This is a genomic window from Sphingomonas tagetis, assembly GCF_024211275.1.
GTDB lineage: Bacteria > Pseudomonadota > Alphaproteobacteria > Sphingomonadales > Sphingomonadaceae > Sphingomonas > Sphingomonas tagetis.
In genome coordinates this window covers 311,498-328,786 of the sequence record NZ_JAMLDX010000004.1, presented here as the reverse complement: position 1 = coordinate 328,786, position 17,289 = coordinate 311,498, and the positions used below count along the sequence as shown (strand labels likewise).

Sequence of the window (17,289 nt, the reverse complement as noted above, 5' to 3'; positions counted from 1 at the left end):
GGAGGCCGTCCCATCTCCAGTGTCGCCCTCCGGTTCCGCTTCGCTCCACCTACGGCCAACACTGGAGATGGAAGCGTCAATGCACTAACAATCCGCTCGGACCACTCGGTGGGGGCTGGTCACTGCAGCGCGGTCCGCCTCGAACACGGCCCCGACCCGCAGCTCGGACGGATCGACTTGGTCGGCCAGCAGCCGCCGGAACCCGGCTTTCGCAAAGCCCAATCCGTCCGGTCCGCTATTACGCGGCGCTTGCGGCAGTCCCTGCCGGACCAGCGGCAGATACATGCGGATCCACATCAGCGCGACCAGCCCGAGCGGCACCTCGACGGCATCCTCCTGCCCCGCCGCTGGCATCGCGGCGGCCGGCGTCTGCTCGGCGATGCGGGCGACCGCGCGCAGCAGCGCCAGCTTGTAGGTCGAGGATTTGTCATCGCCGAGCACGATGCCGCGCACCAAGGGCAAGGCGCCGGTGCCATCGTCAGGCATACGGAGCACGATCGTGGTCCAGCTTACCTCATGCCGCCCCCGAAGGTCGTCGCTGGCCACAACCTTGAGCACCTCAAGACCATAAGCGCGAGCCAACCCTTCCACCTCGCCACTGGAGGTCGGATACATCGCGCGATCGGCAGGCGCCGGACCTGATCGCAGCGTCATCACCAGCAGACCACCTGGCCGGAGCAGCGTGACCAGCTTGCGGAAGGCCCGCCCTCGATCCGCCGGCGCGACATGCTGCCACACCGCCGAGAGCGTGATCAGATCATAGGAGAGCGCGAGCCGATGCACCTGATCGAGCGCCGGCAGGCGGTCATCGACCCAGCGAATGTCCAGGCCGAGCGCAGCGCCATGGTCGCGTAGCCCGCCGGCCGGCTCGACCGCGACGACATCGAGGCCACGATGCTTCAACCAACGCGCATCGCGCCCGGATCCCGCGCCGACGTCGAGCGCCAGGCCCGATGTCGGCAAGAGATCGATGACCGCCGCAAACAGGCGATCGGCGGACACCGCATCATAGGCCGCCGCCAACTGGCCAGCGGCGCCGTCATAGCCCGCGATGATCTGCTCGTAGCCGCTCAGCCACCGCCTCCCGTCATGACAGAATGTCGCGACCAAGCATCAGCGATCCGATCGTGCGCCGTCAAACCGTCAATGCAGCGAGCCAACTGGCCCGGTCCGTTCAAGATCCTCGATCCGCCTGAGGATGCGCAGGAAGGTGCGATGCCCCTCTATCTCGCCCTGCTCGAGCAGTTCGTCGGCGCGCTGCGACACGACGAGCCACGCGTCTCCGCCATGCTGCTTGATCAGCATATTGGCGCAGGCCCAGACCTCACGATCCTCGATCATGCACCGATGCTATCCGCTCGGGTTGCCCTTGCCCAGCCAGCCGGCAAGATTGGCCGGCTCCGGGTGCCTGCGGACGATCACCCTTCCCCGACCAGCCATCTGACGAAGCCCAGCGCGCCCGCAACGAACGATCCGAGCAGCAACACGGTGACGATCGCATATTCGATCGCTTCCGCCCTCTCGCGCCATCGCGGTCCGTCGCCCATTCGAACCATCAAGCAAAGCCGGCGCTTGTAGGAAAGTCCTTTCAGCGAGGGCTTGAACCGCCCGGCGCGTTGCCACGCGAGGCCCGTCGCCCCCGGTCGATACCCAGCTTTTTGCTCCGAAACGGAGATAAACGCCTCCACTGCGCTCGTTCATGTTTTAGGCTCTTGCCGGACAGGAGGGTCGAATGGGCGAATGGGACAAGCTGACAGCCGTCGTCGTCGCTCAGGATGACGAAAGGGCGCGGCCCGGCGTCGAGGCGCTCGCGCGCGCCGAAATCCGCTGCCGCGCAGTCGCGACCTTTCTCGATGTCGAACTCGTTCTATCTGAAATGCCGTTCGACCTGCTGCTCATCGAGGCAATAGGCGCAGACCCGGACCAGCTTTGGCACTTCCTGCATCGCCTGACCGAACATGCGAAGGTCGATCCGGTACGAGCTGTCGCTTCGGTCACCCTGGACGAGCTCGACATGGTCGCAGAGGGCCTGCTCGACATACCCTGCGAGATCCTGTGCAATCTCGACGAGGCGGAGTGGGCCGAAGCCCTGCTTCGCATCGCGCGAGCGCCGGCGCGCACCCTTCACGACAGCGGCACGTCGCACGCCTCGCGGCTGCTGCAGGTCCGCGGCGAGGTCGACCGTCTCGCGGCTGCGCTGCGCGAACTGACGGAAGATCAGAGCGCGACGCCACGATCGGACGCGGTAACGATCGAAGCAGTCAAGCAGGCGATCTGGGAGCGGCGCGCCCGCGACCGCTTCTTCGACAGCGAGCTCTTCGCCGATCCCGCCTGGGACATGCTGCTCGACCTGTTCCTCAGCCGCCTCGAGAACCGCTCGACCTGCGTCTCGAGCCTGTGCATCGCAGCGGCAACGCCGCCGACGACTGCGCTGCGCTGGATCGGCACGATGACCGACCAAGGCCTGTTCGAGCGTCATCCCGACCCCAACGACAAGAGGCGTCATTTCCTGCACCTCAGCAGGGACGCCGAGGCGGCGATGGCGGCCTATTTCGGCCTGCTCGCCGAACGCAGGAGCAGCTAGCCGCGATCTACTTCGGGTGTGAACCAGACCGGACACCCAGCTGCCGCAGCACGGCATCGCAGATGAATGCGCGTTCCTCGCAATCGGGCAGCGTCAGTACGAGCCGATAGGCCGGATGATCGATCGCCCAGCCTCGCATCGCCTCGTCGAACGCAGTCTGGCTCAATGCGACGGCGCCAGGCGGCGCGCGGCGTCCGACCGTCCAATTGGGGCCATGGCTTTGGCGCATGTGATCGACGAATGATGGATAGGTCACGAGCTTCGCTCCTGAAGAAGATGAGTGAGCAGCGTCACAGCAAGTTTCGCTCGCGCATGCTGGTGTAGCCCGTGCCGTTGCCGACGATCAGGTGGTCGTGCAGCCGCACGTCGACGGCGCGCAGCGCCCGGGCGAGCTCGCGGGTCACGGCGATGTCGGCCTTGCTCGGCGTGTGATCGCCGGATGGGTGGTTGTGGGCCAGAACGACGCCGACCGCGCCGGTCAGCAGCGCGCGCAGCAGGATGCTGCGCGTGCAGACGACCACGGTATCCGCGCCGCCGTCGAGATACAGCTCGTCGGCGACCTTGCCCTTGGCGTCGGGGAACAGCACGACAAGCCGCTCGTCAGCCCGCCGCCCGATCTCGAAGTTGAGATAGTCGACGACCTTGGGGATGTTATCGATCAGCGGCCGGTCGAACACCTGATGCCGCAGCGAGAGGGCAAGCAATGCTCGGATGCGCTCGAGATGCGCGACCACGGCGCGGTCGCGGCATAACATGGCCAAGACCCGGCTGTCGGCGGTGACGATCCAGCCAAGATCCCGGTTCGAAGCGAGCAACGCGTCGGCTGCAACTTCAGGCCGATCGGTTACCGGCGCGAGGATCTCGACCAGGAGCGCACGCTCCCTTCGCACCTCCGTCGGCACCGGTAGAGCTCCGTGCCCACCGCAAGCACCGTGATCTGCAGGATCGGCCAGCTCTCGGTGATGTAGGCATAGGCCGCCTGGATCAGCCTCGGGTCGGCCGCCTTGGCCAGATGCGCCATAACAATCACCAGCTGAAGCCCGGCCGTCACGATCGTCCAGCGCCGATTGGCGCGAAGCGCGACGCCCGTCAGCACGACCAGCAGCGTCAGATCGATCGCCAGGATGCCGACCTCGACCGTCTGAAACCGGACGTCCTTCGCCGGCGAGAGCGCGATGCTGAGCACCCAGGCTGTCAGAAAGGAACCGGCGACGAACCGCTCTGGCGCCCCACCCTTCCAGAATGCGAAGCCGCTGACCAACAGGAAATATGCCACGAAGAAAACGAGCAAGGGGTTGGGCATCGGCATCCGCTTTTCGGAACACGGTGGAGCGCCTTCGTCAACGATAGTTATGCAGCGACCGCGGCGGGGAAGTCGACGACTTCGCCAGTCGGCTTCTTGATGTCGGGGCAATCACCCGAGCAGCCCCAGCCGAGCTCAGGCAGGCCGGTGCTGGGCAGCATGCGGGCGAAATCGCGATGCGCCGCTTCGAGCACGAAGCTCGCTTCGACCGACAGCGCGGCGCCGCGGGCAAGCGCGGTCGCAGCAGCAGCGGCGCGGGGCTGGCCCTTGAAGGGCGGCTTGTCGCGCAGCTCGAGCGCAAGCGTCAGACTGCGAGCGGCCTGCAGCGCGGCCTCGTTTTGCGAGCGCTCGGCCGGCATGAACGCTTCGGACAGCTTCGTCGCTGCCTTGATTACATCGTGCATAGGATCTCCCTCCGCGAAGCTGGAGCTCGCGGTTGACTTGAGTTGAAAGGCTTGTGTTCAGTTTCGCCCGTTGATCAGGGACAGGAGGGTGTGCTGAAGCGACTGGGCGGATGCGAGCAACACGAACGCAGCGACGATCGCGATCACGGCCAGTGCCAATATCCCGTACAGGACCTCCCGGGCGGTGAAGGCGACATCCTCCCCCCATTGGGACGGGTGCCACCAGGGCTTGGAGGGAGCCCGCATGTCGAAAAGAGCACGCTCTTCCCGCAGCACTGGTCGCCCCCCGGCTTCGCGATCCACGCTTTCCGTAACGTCGGCGTCGATCGCTTGCTCAAATTCATCGGGCGACCGGGCGGTCCGGGCAAGGTCCCGCAATCTCGATCTAGAATCTCTAGAATGAGTCTGCCACGTGTCCAGGAGGCGAACAGCCTCGGGCCGCGACGGACCGCCAAGTGTTCGGCGGATCTCGGACATGTAAGTGTCGATCGTCGTCGGGCTGTAGTCGGACTGCGAGGCGATCCGCTTGCTCTCCGTGCCGTGCGTCTGCGCGAGACGAAGCAGCGCAATTTGCTGCTCGGAGAGAAGGGCGGTTCGTTCCCAGCGCATCTCGGTCATGGTAAATACAAGCTGAACAATCGCAACGGCTTGCCGTGCGAGGGTACCTGGCCGCTGCAGGCTCGCGCCGCGCTGATGAGCGTTCCTGAGCAATTTTGAAGTCGATGCGCCTCGATTTGCTCATCGCAGGCAGCGCAGCAGCGTTGGACGTCAGAGCCTCGACGCGTGCTGCGGCAGCCTATTGATCGTGAAAACTCACCGACGCCACCCGTTCATCGGAGCGGCAGATAACCTGCGTTATCGCGTCGCCGATGAAATGAGGTTTATTGGAGATGTCGATGCAGCGGGGCAGCAATGCAGGGACGTAGGGATCTCGAACTGGTCGCGCCGATCGCGCAACTGCGCGAAGCCATGGCTACGCTAGACGCGCTTGCTGCCGACGACGCCGACCGCCGGCGCCGGATCAATGGTGCGCTCTGCCATCTTCAGTTCGCGATTGACCTACTGGACGACGCGCAAATGGCCGATGCCATGCCGCTGGTTGCTGATCATGACACCGTCGAGCGCGTGCACGACGAACTCCAGCCCTAGCTGCGTCAGTCGCGCCTCCGTTTCCGTTCGGCAACCAGCCTGGCCAGCGGTCTCGACCCAGCCGCGCTCGGCCAGGGCCGTGAGGTAACGCGCTCGCGTCGCACTCGAGAAATCAGCATCGCTCGCCTGTGGCCTGTCCGCATCCGCCCGCGAGGCGGCTTGCGCGATGAACAGCTCGAGCATGATGCTCCATGCCGGACTGGCGAAGAGCGCTGGGTCAAACACGTCGCTCAGCAACTGGTTCGCGCGCTGCCAGGCCTGAGCCACACGGAGCCGAGCAGCATCGTCTCCTGCGACGGCTCCCGCCTGATCGGCGGGAAACACGCCAGATTGGAAAGCAAGCGCATCCATCGCCGGCCGGAAGTCCCTCTCCTCTCGCGACTTCTTGTTCAACTCATCCTCCATGCACCACAGTCAGGCGACCTTACGGACTGAAAGCTATTGCGTCTTCGAGCGTCGAGCAAATCAAAAGGCCGTAACCTTTTGTAAGGCATGGAATTTTAGGCTCCTCGGGCCGGCAGGCAGGCTCCGCTGCAACATCATGCGCGATCAAATCGGGGCGCCCGCAATGGTGCCGAGAAGCGGTTCGGGACTTGCTGATAGGCGGCTCAAAGCTGCTGCACTGGACTAGTTCCCTCGCCGCGCGATGAACCTCGACCCAAACGGCAGCTAGGTGTCGCCCCAACAAAACTATCATTTCCCATCAGCCGACTAGGAATATGTAGCACTCTCAAATGCCGGCATTCGCATCGGCTGTCCAAGGGGTCATCATGAAGCACCTTCTCTTTGCCGGAACCGCGCTCGTTCTTTCCACGCCAGCCATCGCGCAGGAAGTGTCTTCCCCGGCCGGCACTGACATCGTGGTCACCGGCTCACGCGTCGGCGAGCGCACCGTCACCACCTCGCCCGTCCCGATCGACAGCCTGCGCGGCGAGGAAATCCGCGAGTCCGGCTATCAGGAGACCACTGAGATCCTGCGACAGCTCGCGCCGTCCTTCGCCTTTGCGACCCCGACCACGCCGGATGGCAACACGCACATCCACTCCGCTTCGCTTCGCGGTTTGTCGCCGGACGAGACCCTGGTGCTGCTCAACGGCAAGCGGCTGCATACGGCCGCCTGGGTCAATACCGGCGGCACGATCGGCAAGGGGTCGACCCCGACCGACCTCAATCAAATCCCTGCGGCGGGGGTCGGGCGGATCGAAATCCTGCGCGACGGCGCGTCTGCCACCTATGGCTCGGACGCGATCGCCGGCGTGATCAACATCCTGCTTCGCACCGATACCGAGTTTCATGGGACCGCGAGCGCCGGCACGACCTATGACGGCGGCGGCGACACCTATGAATTCTCGCTCGGCGGCGGCGTGAAGCTGGGCGAGGACGGCTTCGTCAACCTGACCGGCTATTATCGCGATCACAAGGCGGCGAACCGCGCCGAGCCGGATACGCGGCAATTCTACTTCGGCATCGCGCCCAATGGTTCGCTGCAGCCGCTGTCCGCGCGCTATGGCGCGGGCACCGGCCTCAACCCGCCGGGCGGCGTCGCCGGCACCCGGCTCGACCCGCGTGACGCGAGCGTCGACCGCAACGTCTGGCGCTTCGCCGACCAGGGCGATGTCGAGGATTGGTCGCTCGTCGGCAATCTCGAAAAGCCGCTGGGCAATGTGACGCTCTACAGCTTCGGCGCCTATCGCGTGAGCAAAGCGCATTCCAACGCCTCGTTCCGCCGAGCGGGACAGGACGAGAATGTCCGCGCCATCTATCCGAACGGCTTCCTGCCGTTCATCAACACGGAGAGCACCGATTACAGCGCCGCCATCGGGCTGCGCGGCGAGATCGGCAGCTGGAAATGGGACCTTTCCAGCATCTATGGTGGCAACGCGATCGAGTATCGGACCGAGAATACGCTGAACGCCACGCTGGGCGCGGCCAGCCCGACCGCCTTCTACAATGGCGAATATGCCAATTCGCAGTGGACCACGAACCTCACCGTTTCGAACGCGTTCGATGTCGGGTTCGCGCGCCCGGTCGAGATCGCGTTCGGCGCCGAATATCGCCGTGACGGCTATCGGATCACGCGCGGTGAGCCGGCAAGCTATCAATATGGTCCGGCGCGCGTGCTCGACGGCCCCGGCACCGGCGCGATCCCGACGATCGGCAGCCAGGGCTTTGCCGGCATCCAGCCGGCCGACGAAGTCGATGTCAGCCGCCGCGCGATCGGCGCGTTCGTCGAACTCGCCGCCGAACCCATCGCCGGCTGGCAGGTGAACCTTGCCGGACGCTATGAGGATTACAGCGACTTCGGCGACACCTGGAACGGCCAGGCCTCGACCCGTGTCGAACTGCCCGCAGGCTTCGCTTTGCGCGGATCGATCGGCACCGGCTTCCACGCCCCGGCGCTTGCCCAGCAATATTTCAGCTCGACCAGCAGCCGCACGATCGTCAACAACACGACCGGCTTTCCCGAATTCGTGCTGGTGCGGACCGCGCCAGTCGGCTCAGCGCTGGCCCAGGCGCTTGGCGCACAACCGCTCAAGCCTGAAACATCGGTCAACTACGGCGGCGGCGTCACTTTCGCGAGCGGCGGGTTCACCGCGTCGGCCGATTATTATCACATCGATATCGACGATCGCATCACGCTCTCGTCCAACTATGTCGATGCCGCGGGCAGCCGCCGCCTGCGCGACTATCTCACCGGCCTCGGCATCCCCGGCGTGACCAGCGTGCGTTATTTCACCAACGCGGTGGACTCGCGCACCCAGGGGCTCGACATCACCGCTGCCTGGCGCGGATCGATCGGCGGACTGGGCGAACTGAGGTTGAGCGCGGCCTACAACTACAACGAGACCCGCCTGCGCCGCGTGTCGGCCACGCCGTCGCAGATCACCGCGCTCGGCATCACCACGCCGCTGTTCGACGTCAACGAGCGGACGCGCTTCGAATATGGCCAGCCGCGCGACAAGATCGCGCTAGGCGCAAACTGGAACGTCGGCCCCTTCACGCTCGACGCACGCACGACGCGCTATGGCAAAGTCGAGCAGGTGGCGCTGACGAACCAGTCGGCCGCCAACGTCGCGCTGATCGCGCAGGGCAACACGCCGTTCCGCACGCAGCCGACCGAATCGGGCGCGGCTGGCAATGTCGATGTGATTCAGCAGCTACGCCCGCAATGGGTGACCGACTTCAGCTTTACCGGTCATGTCAACCGGCACCTCGATGTGACGTTCGGCGCCAACAACATCTTCAACGTCTACCCGACGCAGAACATCCGATCGACGCCTGCGCTAACTGGGGCGGACACATTCGGCGCCTTCCCGTATAGCGAGTTCTCGCCCGCCGGCTTCAGCGGCGCATTCTATTACGTCCGCGCGGGGGTGCGCTTCTGATGACCCAGCCGATCCTGTCCCGACGCGAATGGCTGGCGCTCAGTGCGGCGACCACTGCGCTGGCTACCGCGCCGGGCGCGGTCGGTCAGACGGCGGCGGCACGCGCGCGCCTCTCGCTTAATGAGAATGCATGGGGCCCGTCTGCGCGTGTCGCACCGGCGATTGCGCGAGCGGCGAGCGGGATCGAGCGCTATGTCGATCAGAGCGAGGTCGATGCGCTCACCCGCCAGATCGCGGCGATTGAACGGGTCGATCCTGCGCAGGTCGTGCTTGGCGAGGTGCTCGAGCCGCTCGGTCTGTTCCTCGCCCGGCAGCGCCCCGGCGGCGGCGAGATCGTCTATTCAGCGCCCGGCTACACGGCGCTGATCGATTCCGCCGCGCCGCTCGGCGGGCGGGGCGTGCCAGTGCCCTTGGATGCCAACCTGGAGAATGACCTGCCGGCGCTGACCCGCGCGATCACCGACCGCACGCTGGCGGTGTCACTGGTCAACCCGCACAACCCGTCGGGAACCGCAAACGAGACCCAGGCGCTGCACCGGTTCATCGAGGCCGCCGCCCAACGCACGCTGGTGGTGGTCGATGAAGCGTATCTTGAATATGACGCCTTCGCCGAGAAAACAGCCATCCCCCATGTCCGCGCTGGCCGCAACGTGCTGGTGTTCCGCACGCTCGCCAAGATCTACGGCCTGGCGGGCCTGTCGATCGGTTATGCCGTCGCGCCGCGCGCGTTGGCGGAAGGATTGCGCGCGGCCGGGATCGGATCGCCGCACAGCCTCAGCCGGCTCGCACTCGCCGCCGCAAGTAAAGCGCTGGCGGACCAGGCGCATGTCCGCACCGTGCGTCGGGCGACGCTGGCCGAGCGCGATAAGCTGAACCGTCTGATCGATCAGCGCGGCTGGCCCCGGACCGATAGCCGGGCGAACTTCGTTTTCTTCAAGCCGCCGCAGGCAGCGCAACTGCGTGACCGCCTGCGTGCCGACGGGATCGATATCGCGCGACCGTTTCCGCCACTGACGGACTGGCTGCGGATCACGATCGGTCGACCGCAGGAAAATGCCCGTGTCCTCGCAATACTGCGCCGGTGGCGGTGAGCACCCTCTTTGATGGGCCCTATTTGCGCCGCTGCGCGCTTTGCTCGGCGCTACTTGCTCGAAGCTCAATAGCTTGACTGCGGAGGGCAGTGGTTCGGCAGACCACTCAAGTTGCGGCACAGCATGCATGCGGCCCAAATCAGCCGCGCCCTTCTCGCCTTCATGCCCCACCTATCCACCCACGCGCCGATCCTGCGAAGGCAACAATCCGGGCCAGCAAATGCCACGAGAAACTTGCCGGCTGCGCCCCCGCCTTCCACCGGCAGGAAGACCGCCACCTGCCAGAAATGTGCGACGACTGTGCACGGAGTGCGACGACCGCGCCATCCGCCCGACACCCGCGTTCCAACTCGCCGATCATCGGTTCGTGGCTTGACGGGAATTGCTTCGCGGCACCCGCACATGCCATCATCGTCACCCATTGCATTGGGAGTGCCAAGTGATCAGCAGCCGGACGCGGACATGGGGGTTGCAGGCTCGGCCTCTGCGCCCGGCCCTCAGACGCCGTCTCGCCATCAAGGCGCATCCGATGGGTGCCGGTCCTGGTGCTCCAGGCACGGCAGCGGCGCCGCGCCGCCTGGCATTTCTCGTTGCGGCGACGTTCGTGGCAGCCTGTTCAGCGCCGACCAGCCCGACACTCGACGCGTCTGCGACGCCGCAGCCCAACGGAAGCGCGACTGACGATGGGAGCTATCTGCGTCAGATTGATCCGCTCGGCGGCCAGTGGCGGGTCATCCGTATCGGCAATGATGACTTCACGCCGTTCAAGGCGTGGATCGACTTCAGCGCAGGCGGCTTCCTCAATCACTCAGCGGGGTGCGGGGGCGGCTTCCCGGCCTTCTATCAGCTTAGCGGCGAGCGCTTTGCGCTAAACCGGCTGGAGCTGATCCGTATCGGCAAATGCACTGGCGCGGAGGCTGCGGTCCGTCAGTCCGCCGCGGCGAGCGAACGGCGCCTCGCCAGCTTCCTCGATCGCACCGTGGCATGGCGGCAACCCGACGAGCATATGCTGATCCTGACCGACCCCGACGGCACGGTCGCACTTCTCAAGCGGCCGGTCGAGCCGCACCCGGAGCTTGCCGGCCGATGGTTGATCGAAGCCATCGGGGGCAAGCGGCTTGTCACGGAGCGCCGGCCTGCGACCCTGACGATCACGCGAGGATCAATCGGCGCGTCGGCCGACTGCAACGGCATGGGCACGAGCTTCGAACGCCCCGCCCCCGGCCGGATCACGATCAAGGGCCCGGTCGTCTCGACCGCGATGGGCTGCCCGCCCGAGGACGCAGCCGAAGATGCATCCATCGCAAAAGCCATCACGTCGCTGACCGGCTATCGCATGCAGAACGAGCGCGTGGTTTTCACCGGCGGGCCAGGCATGACCCTGCGTCGTCCCGCGCCAGCCGACCGCCGGCTCGAGGGTGAATATGAAGCGTGCGGCAATACGCTGCTCGGTGCCTATCACGAAGGGCCGGTCACCCTGACGATCGACCAGGCCGCGATGCGCGACAATGCAGGGTGTACGGCGCGGTACGCGGCTGAGGGGCCGTCGCTGACCCTGCGACTTGCGGAGACAAAGGCGTGTTCGAGCCTCGCCGCCGCCTATCGACCCGGCGAGCCCGTCGGCATCGGCGGCGGAATCTCGACTTTGGCCGTCGCGCGGCCCGATGGCTTCGCGTTCGACGAACAAGGCCGCCTGATCCTGCGTACGAGCCGCGGCCTGCTGGGCATGTGCCGGAAGGGCGCCCCACGACCGTTCGGCAGCTGATCGTCGCCCTTTGAGCGACCGTCACGATCTCGCCGCGCCGACACTTCCTCCGCCGACGCCTGAATGCACCTGATATCGCGAGCGTCACGAGGATCCAGAAGCTCCAGGTCGCGACGAACGGTCCCGGCCGAAATTCGTCCTCCACCCCAATTTGAAACGGAACCGACGTGCTTGGATTATCGGCCAGGAAGGGCGCCGGCCACCCCGCGACCGCGCGCGGTTTCCAGTTAAGTTCCCAAGGTCCTTCGGAGCCGTACATCGCGCGCTCGTCCGTTGACGGTTGGATCGCCACTGACGCCAATGTCAGCAAGAAGGCGATCAGCAAGAACGCAATGTATCTAACCATGAAGGGCTCCATATCGCTTCCGTCGCGCAGCTCGGCTCCTTGAACGACAGCCGCGGTGCGCAAGGGATTGCGGGCAGTCCATAACAAGGTTGGTTGCTGTCGCACTCCGCCGATGTCGTGAAGCTGACCGCAGGGCCATTTTTCAATTTCGGGCGTTCAATCACTCACTGAAAACCGGAGACCCACATGCCCAGAACGCCGATTGCGCCAGAGACTCCATCTGCAAACGATGCCGGCAACGCGCCTGCCGATGTCTCCGCCGACGCCGCAGTGCCGAGCAACGGCAAGACAGCGCTGACCGACGCCTTTCGAGAGCATTTCGCTGGCGATGCGCCGATCACGGACAAGGCGCGGAACTTCGCCAAGGCGCGTCCCTGGACCAGCGCCGCGCTGGTTGGTGTCGCTGCGCTCGCCCTGCTGAACACGCTGCGCGGTCGGCGCTGATCCAGGTGGAGACACCATTATGAGCGAAGCAAGTTGGGGCGGGGATACGCAGACCAATCATATCGACTGGCGGATGAGCGCGGCCCTCGAAAATGTCCCTCGGGGCAAAAGCGAGGTCGCTGAAGTGACCAGCCTCGCATCGGCGGTCGCCGAATGGGGGCGGCTGGACGCTGCCCATCAGGAAGTCGCGGTCCTTACGCCCGAGCGCCCATTGGTTCTGAACGGGACCACGCACGCATCGCTGGAAGGCGACGCGATCGCAGAGTTGGTTGCACTTCTCCCCTCCCATGCGGCGGAACCCCCGCCTGACAGCGCAGCGTGACTGACAAGGAGGTTGGCGAATGAACCGGAAAGAGCGGCGGGCGCTGGTCGCGCGTACCGAGGGGCGAAAGCGCCGCACCTGCGCATGTTGCGCACCCGGCAACGCCGCCCATGCGGATGGATCTGCAGCCGTCGACGCGGCGATGGCCGCGCGAACGAACACGCCACCATTGCGAAGTGACGGTGGAACCGGTGCCGCGCTCAGGGATTCCAAAGGGCTGAGGGAGACCCATGATGGCGGACGACAAGCTGAATAACGGCAGCCCTGACCGGGATCGCATCAGCCTGTCCGAGGACTATGAAGTGCGTGACTGGACCCAAAGCCTCGGCGTCAGCGAGGAACGGCTTCGCGAAGCCGTGCAAGCGGTCGGAAATTCGGCAGACAAGGTGCGCGAGTATCTAAATCGGTGATGAAACGCCTGTGATAGCGAGCGTCCGGCCCCGCCGGCGGCCGGGTGCTCGCCATCACCTTCAGCTTGGCGCCTCGTCTCCCGCCGTGCCGCAATCGATCCCCAATTGCTGCAGGGCCTCCTGAAGCTGACTGCTCGAATAGGGGCGCGTGAGGATCCTGGTGCAACGATCGCCGGAAAACTGGCTCCGGAGTTGTCCAGCGCGATCTTCCGACACGATGACCAATCCAAGCTGCTGATGTAGCGCGCGTAACTCGCGCGCAAGCGCGTCGCCTCGGTAATCAGCAAGGCTGTCGTCGACCACCACGGCATCATATCGACCTTGCGCTGCGCGCACCTTGCTCAAGGCTTCGGCGCCCGTTCCAGCTTGCTCGACCCTGAACCCGATCCCGCCCAGCGCCTCGGCTGCCAGCATGCGCACGGTCGAATCCGCTTCCGCGATCAATACGCATTCGGTGCTTCCACCGTCGAGCATGTCGCGGATCTTCCGCGCCAGCGCCTCGTAGGTGAAGGGCTTGTTGATGATCTCGACGCCGGGATCGAGCCGCCCGGCATGAACGATCGCATTGCGGGTATAGCCGGAGGTGTAGAGCACTCGCAGATCCGACTGCTGCAGTCGTGCCGCTTCGGCGAGCTCGCGTCCGGTCATGCCCGGCATCACGACATCGGTGAACAGGAGATCGATCGGCCCTTCCTGCCGCTCGAGCAGGCGCAAGGCCGAAGCACCGTCATGCGCCTCGAGCACACGATAGCCGAGCTCGCGAAGACATTCGACGGTATAGGCTCGCACATCGTCGTCGTCCTCGACGACGAGAATGGTCTCTTCGCGGCGACTCCCCTCCAGGCCCTGGGTGATGACGGCCGGCTCCTCGTCCATCGACGGCTCGCGCAGCAGGCGAGGCAGGTAGATCTTGATCGTCGTCCCCTCGCCCGGCTCGGAATAGATCTTCACATGGCCGCCGGATTGCTTGACGAACCCGTAGATCATCGACAGCCCGAGCCCGCTTCCCTTGCCGACTTCCTTGGTGGTGAAGAAGGGCTCGAAGGCGCGCTCGATGACTTCGCGCGACATCCCGGCCCCGGTGTCGGTGACCGCGATCATGACATAATGGCCGGGCGGCACCTCGGCCTGGCTGGCGGCATAGCCCTCGTCGAGCCGGACATTGGCCGTCTCGATGGTCAGGCGCCCACCATCGCTCATCGCATCCCGCGCGTTGACCGCGAGATTGAGGATGGCGCTCTCCAGCTGATTGGGATCGGCTTCGAGCCGCCACAGGCCAGGCGCCGCGATGATCTCGAGGCGGATATCCTCGCCGAGGGCACGCTGCAGCAAATCGGCCATGCCGTTGACGAGCTTGTCGGCATCGACCGGCTTGGGCGCGAGTGGCTGCCTGCGCGAGAATGCCAGCAGACGCTGGGTAAGCGCGGCAGCGCGCTCCGCGCCTTTCAGCGCATTGTCGAGCGAGCGAAGCGTCCGCGCGTCCTGCACGCCTGCTGCCTCGAGGGCACGGCGGGCCATGTCGATGTTGCCGGTCACCACGGTGAGCAGATTGTTGAAATCGTGCGCGATGCCCCCGGTCAACTGGCCGACTGCTTCCATCTTCTGCGCCTGGCGCAGCGCCTCCTCGGCCTCGCCGCGGCGGGCGACCTCCTCGGCGACGCGTTCCTCGAGCCGATCGTTCAGCGCGCGAAGTTCAGCCTCCGCCGCCTTGCTGCTGGTGAGATTGATGACGGTGCCGATGAAGCGCACCGCATGGCCGTTCTCGAAGACGGCCTTGCCCTTCGCGCCGACCCACCGCTCCACGCCATCGGCCAGACCAACCGTGCGATATTCGATATCGTAGGAGCCGGGCGCCGAGGGATCGAGCGCAGCCTGGACGGCCGCATGGGCGCGATCACGATCGTCGGGATGGATGCCGGCGAGGAAACTGCCTTCATAAGTGACGTCCGCCTCGGCCGGTAGCCCGAACAGCGCCTTGCAGCGTACGTCCCAGCGCAGCTCCCCGGTATCCGGGTGAAAATCCCAGGTTCCGATATCGGCCGCCTCGTTCGCGAGCCTCAGCCGGTCCTCGCTACTCGCGAGCTCGCCTTCGGCCGCACGGCGCTGCTCGAGCTCATGCGCCACGGCCTGGTACAGCCGCGCATTGTCGATCGCGACCGCCGCCTCGCCAGCCAGCCCTTCGAGGCCGCGCTCGGATCGTTCGTCGAACACGCCGACCTCGGCATGACCGAAGAACAATCCCCCGATCACGTCTCCGGTACGTGAAATTACCGGCACCGCCAGATAGCTGCGGACCGGGAGATGGCCTTCCGGCATGCCGTGATGCGGTGCCATCTTGCCGTATCGCGAATCCCTGGTGATATCGTCCGAACGCACGATTCCCGCGCCGGCGAAGGTCGGGCCGAAGACGTCGGTGTTCCGCGGCATCGGAAACTTCGAAAACGCCTCGAGAGGCACGCCCGACAGGGTGTAGAGCATATAGCTCTCGCCGGCGGGGTTCAGCACATTGTAGAAGAACGCGCCGAACTGCGCGCCGGTCAATTCCACGCCGGCATCGGTCACGATCTGCACGAGCTGCTGGAGATCGTTCTCGACGGCCAGTGCCGAGCCGGCGCGATTGAGGATTTCGAGACCGCGACGCTCCTCGCGAATGCGGTCCTCGGCGGCGCGCTGGGTCGATCGGTCCCGCAACACCTTGGTGTAGCCGGCGACATCGCCGGCGGCGTTCCGGATGGCGGTCAGCTCACCCGATGCCCAGACGCGGCTGCCATCCTTGCGCAGCCGCCAGCCTTCCTCGCCGCCGCCGCGGCCGATCGTCCGAGCATCGCGCATCTCGGCTGCAATCGCGTCTGCGCCCTCGGCAAAGATCGGCGCAAGCGTCTGTCCGAGCATCTCGGCCTGGCTCCAGCCCAGGATACGCCGCGCGCCCTCGCTCCAGCTCGTGATCCGCCCTTCGGGATCCGTTGTGATGATCGCCGTATCCACGGCACTGTCGACGATCTGCTGCCATTGGGAAGCACTGATCCCGACCGATGAGCTCTCTTCGCTCACATTCCCCCCATCCTACGCGTTCAGGCTGCCCTGAACGGTCTCCGGATCAAATTGTTTCGGCACCGAGCGGTAGTCAGCCGAAGCGTGCGAGGCAGCCGCGGCGGATCGGGCGCGGGCTGATGCGGGTCCACGACATGTGCGAAACGTCAACCCGATCGGATGTTCCGACACTCAGGCCCGACCGCGTTGGTGGCTTCCACGGACCTTCGCCCTCTTCCGGCTGCTCATGGGCACGCAACGCCCGGGCACGCCGACCTTCCAAGCATCACGATCTTGGCAATCCCTGCTTCGACGCGGCTGAGGCGTCTGCTGGCGTCACCCTTTCGGTGTGACCCAAACCGATACCGGCACGACCACTTTCCCCGGCGCTGGCTTGCCGATGTCCACCCGGTCGGCCTTGACCAGTTCGCCGGTCTCGAGATTGAACGATGCCCAGGGCTTGGGCATGCGCCCGAACGACATCTTCTGGATCGGCTGACCGGTGGTCGAGTTCATGATGGTGGCGATGATCGGCATGCGGCGCCTCTTCCATCGTCCCGCCAGCCTGTCTACCGCCGCGACGGAGATTGCTGTGGACGACCGTATGACGGCTTCGAACCCGCCAGCCGGCGCCCGCAGGCAGATCAGGCCAGTGTCAGATACAGCTCCGCCTCGATCAGCCGATCGGCGCCGACCCGCCGCCATTTCGCAGTGTAGATCCCACTCGACAGGACAATCCCATCGGGGTCGGTACCACGCCACGCCCCTTGTTCGAATGCGATCGGCTCCACCGTCGACAGCGTGACCGCCTCCGTGCTGCGGACGTAGGTCGTGCGCACGCGTGCAGCAAATTCGTTCTTCCAGGCAGTCAGCTGCGCCTTTCGTCCCGCGAGCAGCGCGCTGTCGGTTCCGGCCACCAGCACCGTGCCCGGCGTAAGGACGTCACCGATCGCCGGCAGGTCGGCGTCGGCCAGCGCCTGGTTGAACCGGGCACGTTGCATGCGGATGGCAAGTTCAGGCGGCGTATCCATGCTGGGCCGTTACATCAGCTCGGC

Annotated in this window: 19 protein-coding genes and 1 pseudogene; 8 read left to right on the top strand and 12 right to left on the bottom strand. The window is 65.5% G+C overall.

Annotation, left to right across the window (positions count from 1 at the left end):
* Positions 1-88, top strand: a pseudogene (locus M9978_RS08000) (integrase catalytic subunit); the annotation flags it as partial.
* Here M9978_RS08000 and M9978_RS07995 read toward each other — a convergent pair.
* The 3 genes from M9978_RS07995 to M9978_RS23060 all read right to left on the bottom strand — a co-directional run bounded on the left by M9978_RS07995 (position 85) and on the right by M9978_RS23060 (position 1,547).
* On the bottom strand, positions 85-1,110 hold the full coding sequence (locus M9978_RS07995) for a class I SAM-dependent methyltransferase (RefSeq protein WP_254292485.1): 1,026 nt from the start codon (positions 1,108-1,110) through the stop codon (positions 85-87). The pseudogene M9978_RS08000 and the gene M9978_RS07995 sit on opposite strands and share 4 nt — an antisense overlap.
* A gap of 33 nt (positions 1,111-1,143) precedes the next feature.
* On the bottom strand, positions 1,144-1,341 hold the full coding sequence (locus M9978_RS07990) for a hypothetical protein (protein ID WP_254292484.1): 198 nt from the start codon (positions 1,339-1,341) through the stop codon (positions 1,144-1,146).
* 77 nt (positions 1,342-1,418) lie between these two features.
* Positions 1,419-1,547 carry a hypothetical protein gene (locus M9978_RS23060; protein ID WP_302053853.1) on the bottom strand — a complete coding sequence of 43 codons (129 nt, stop codon included), beginning with the start codon at positions 1,545-1,547 and terminating at the stop codon, positions 1,419-1,421.
* A gap of 185 nt (positions 1,548-1,732) precedes the next feature.
* Between M9978_RS23060 and M9978_RS07985 the strand changes: the two genes are divergently transcribed.
* Positions 1,733-2,584 (top strand): hypothetical protein, encoded by an 852-nt coding sequence (locus M9978_RS07985; protein ID WP_254292483.1) that lies wholly within the window; start codon positions 1,733-1,735, stop codon positions 2,582-2,584.
* 7 nt (positions 2,585-2,591) lie between these two features.
* Here the strand turns inward: M9978_RS07985 and M9978_RS07980 are convergent, their stop codons facing one another.
* The 6 genes from M9978_RS07980 to M9978_RS07955 form a co-directional block, all read right to left on the bottom strand.
* Positions 2,592-2,840, bottom strand: coding sequence for a hypothetical protein (locus tag M9978_RS07980; protein WP_254292482.1), 249 nt, complete (start codon positions 2,838-2,840; stop codon positions 2,592-2,594).
* A gap of 34 nt (positions 2,841-2,874) precedes the next feature.
* Complete coding sequence (locus M9978_RS07975) at positions 2,875-3,474, bottom strand: JAB domain-containing protein (protein WP_254292481.1); 600 nt, start codon at positions 3,472-3,474, stop codon at positions 2,875-2,877.
* Entirely contained in the window at positions 3,429-3,893 is a 465-nt protein-coding gene (locus tag M9978_RS07970; RefSeq protein WP_254292480.1) for a hypothetical protein, read from the bottom strand. Before M9978_RS07970 ends, M9978_RS07975 begins: the two co-directional genes overlap by 46 nt.
* 41 nt (positions 3,894-3,934) lie before the next feature.
* Positions 3,935-4,291 carry a hypothetical protein gene (locus M9978_RS07965; protein ID WP_254292479.1) on the bottom strand — a complete coding sequence of 119 codons (357 nt, stop codon included), beginning with the start codon at positions 4,289-4,291 and terminating at the stop codon, positions 3,935-3,937.
* 57 nt (positions 4,292-4,348) lie between these two features.
* Positions 4,349-4,909, bottom strand: a complete 561-nt coding sequence (locus tag M9978_RS07960) for a LuxR C-terminal-related transcriptional regulator (RefSeq protein ID WP_254292478.1) — start codon at positions 4,907-4,909, stop codon at positions 4,349-4,351.
* 441 nt (positions 4,910-5,350) lie between these two features.
* Entirely contained in the window at positions 5,351-5,833 is a 483-nt protein-coding gene (locus tag M9978_RS07955; RefSeq protein ID WP_254292477.1) for a hypothetical protein, read from the bottom strand.
* Positions 5,834-6,210: 377 nt separating this feature from the next.
* Between M9978_RS07955 and M9978_RS07950 the strand changes: the two genes are divergently transcribed.
* From M9978_RS07950 to M9978_RS07925, 6 genes are all read left to right on the top strand, one after another.
* Positions 6,211-8,826, top strand: coding sequence for a TonB-dependent receptor plug domain-containing protein (locus M9978_RS07950; RefSeq protein WP_254292476.1), 2,616 nt, complete (start codon positions 6,211-6,213; stop codon positions 8,824-8,826).
* On the top strand, positions 8,826-9,917 hold the full coding sequence (locus tag M9978_RS07945) for a pyridoxal phosphate-dependent aminotransferase (protein WP_254292475.1): 1,092 nt from the start codon (positions 8,826-8,828) through the stop codon (positions 9,915-9,917). Before M9978_RS07950 ends, M9978_RS07945 begins: the two co-directional genes overlap by 1 nt.
* A 529-nt stretch (positions 9,918-10,446) precedes the next feature.
* Positions 10,447-11,682 carry an META domain-containing protein gene (locus tag M9978_RS07940; RefSeq protein ID WP_254292474.1) on the top strand — a complete coding sequence of 412 codons (1,236 nt, stop codon included), beginning with the start codon at positions 10,447-10,449 and terminating at the stop codon, positions 11,680-11,682.
* Positions 11,683-12,214: 532 nt separating this feature from the next.
* A complete protein-coding gene (locus M9978_RS07935; RefSeq protein WP_254292473.1) occupies positions 12,215-12,472 on the top strand; it encodes a CsbD family protein in 258 nt (85 codons plus the stop codon).
* Between the two features lie 19 nt (positions 12,473-12,491).
* The gene (locus tag M9978_RS07930) at positions 12,492-12,794 is read left to right on the top strand and encodes a hypothetical protein (protein ID WP_254292472.1); all 303 of its coding nucleotides are present in this window, start codon (positions 12,492-12,494) and stop codon (positions 12,792-12,794) included.
* 233 nt (positions 12,795-13,027) lie between these two features.
* The gene (locus M9978_RS07925) at positions 13,028-13,204 is read left to right on the top strand and encodes a DUF3606 domain-containing protein (protein WP_254292471.1); all 177 of its coding nucleotides are present in this window, start codon (positions 13,028-13,030) and stop codon (positions 13,202-13,204) included.
* Between the two features lie 60 nt (positions 13,205-13,264).
* Here M9978_RS07925 and M9978_RS07920 read toward each other — a convergent pair whose 3' ends face one another.
* The 3 genes from M9978_RS07920 to M9978_RS07910 form a co-directional block, all read right to left on the bottom strand.
* A complete protein-coding gene (locus M9978_RS07920; RefSeq protein WP_254292470.1) occupies positions 13,265-16,255 on the bottom strand; it encodes a response regulator in 2,991 nt (996 codons plus the stop codon).
* A gap of 315 nt (positions 16,256-16,570) precedes the next feature.
* Positions 16,571-16,771: a hypothetical protein gene (locus tag M9978_RS07915; RefSeq protein ID WP_254292469.1), complete on the bottom strand. Its 201-nt coding sequence runs from the start codon at positions 16,769-16,771 to the stop codon at positions 16,571-16,573.
* 107 nt (positions 16,772-16,878) lie between these two features.
* The gene (locus M9978_RS07910; protein ID WP_254292468.1) at positions 16,879-17,265 is read right to left on the bottom strand and encodes a DUF4440 domain-containing protein; all 387 of its coding nucleotides are present in this window, start codon (positions 17,263-17,265) and stop codon (positions 16,879-16,881) included.
* Between the last annotated feature and the right edge of the window lie 24 nt (positions 17,266-17,289).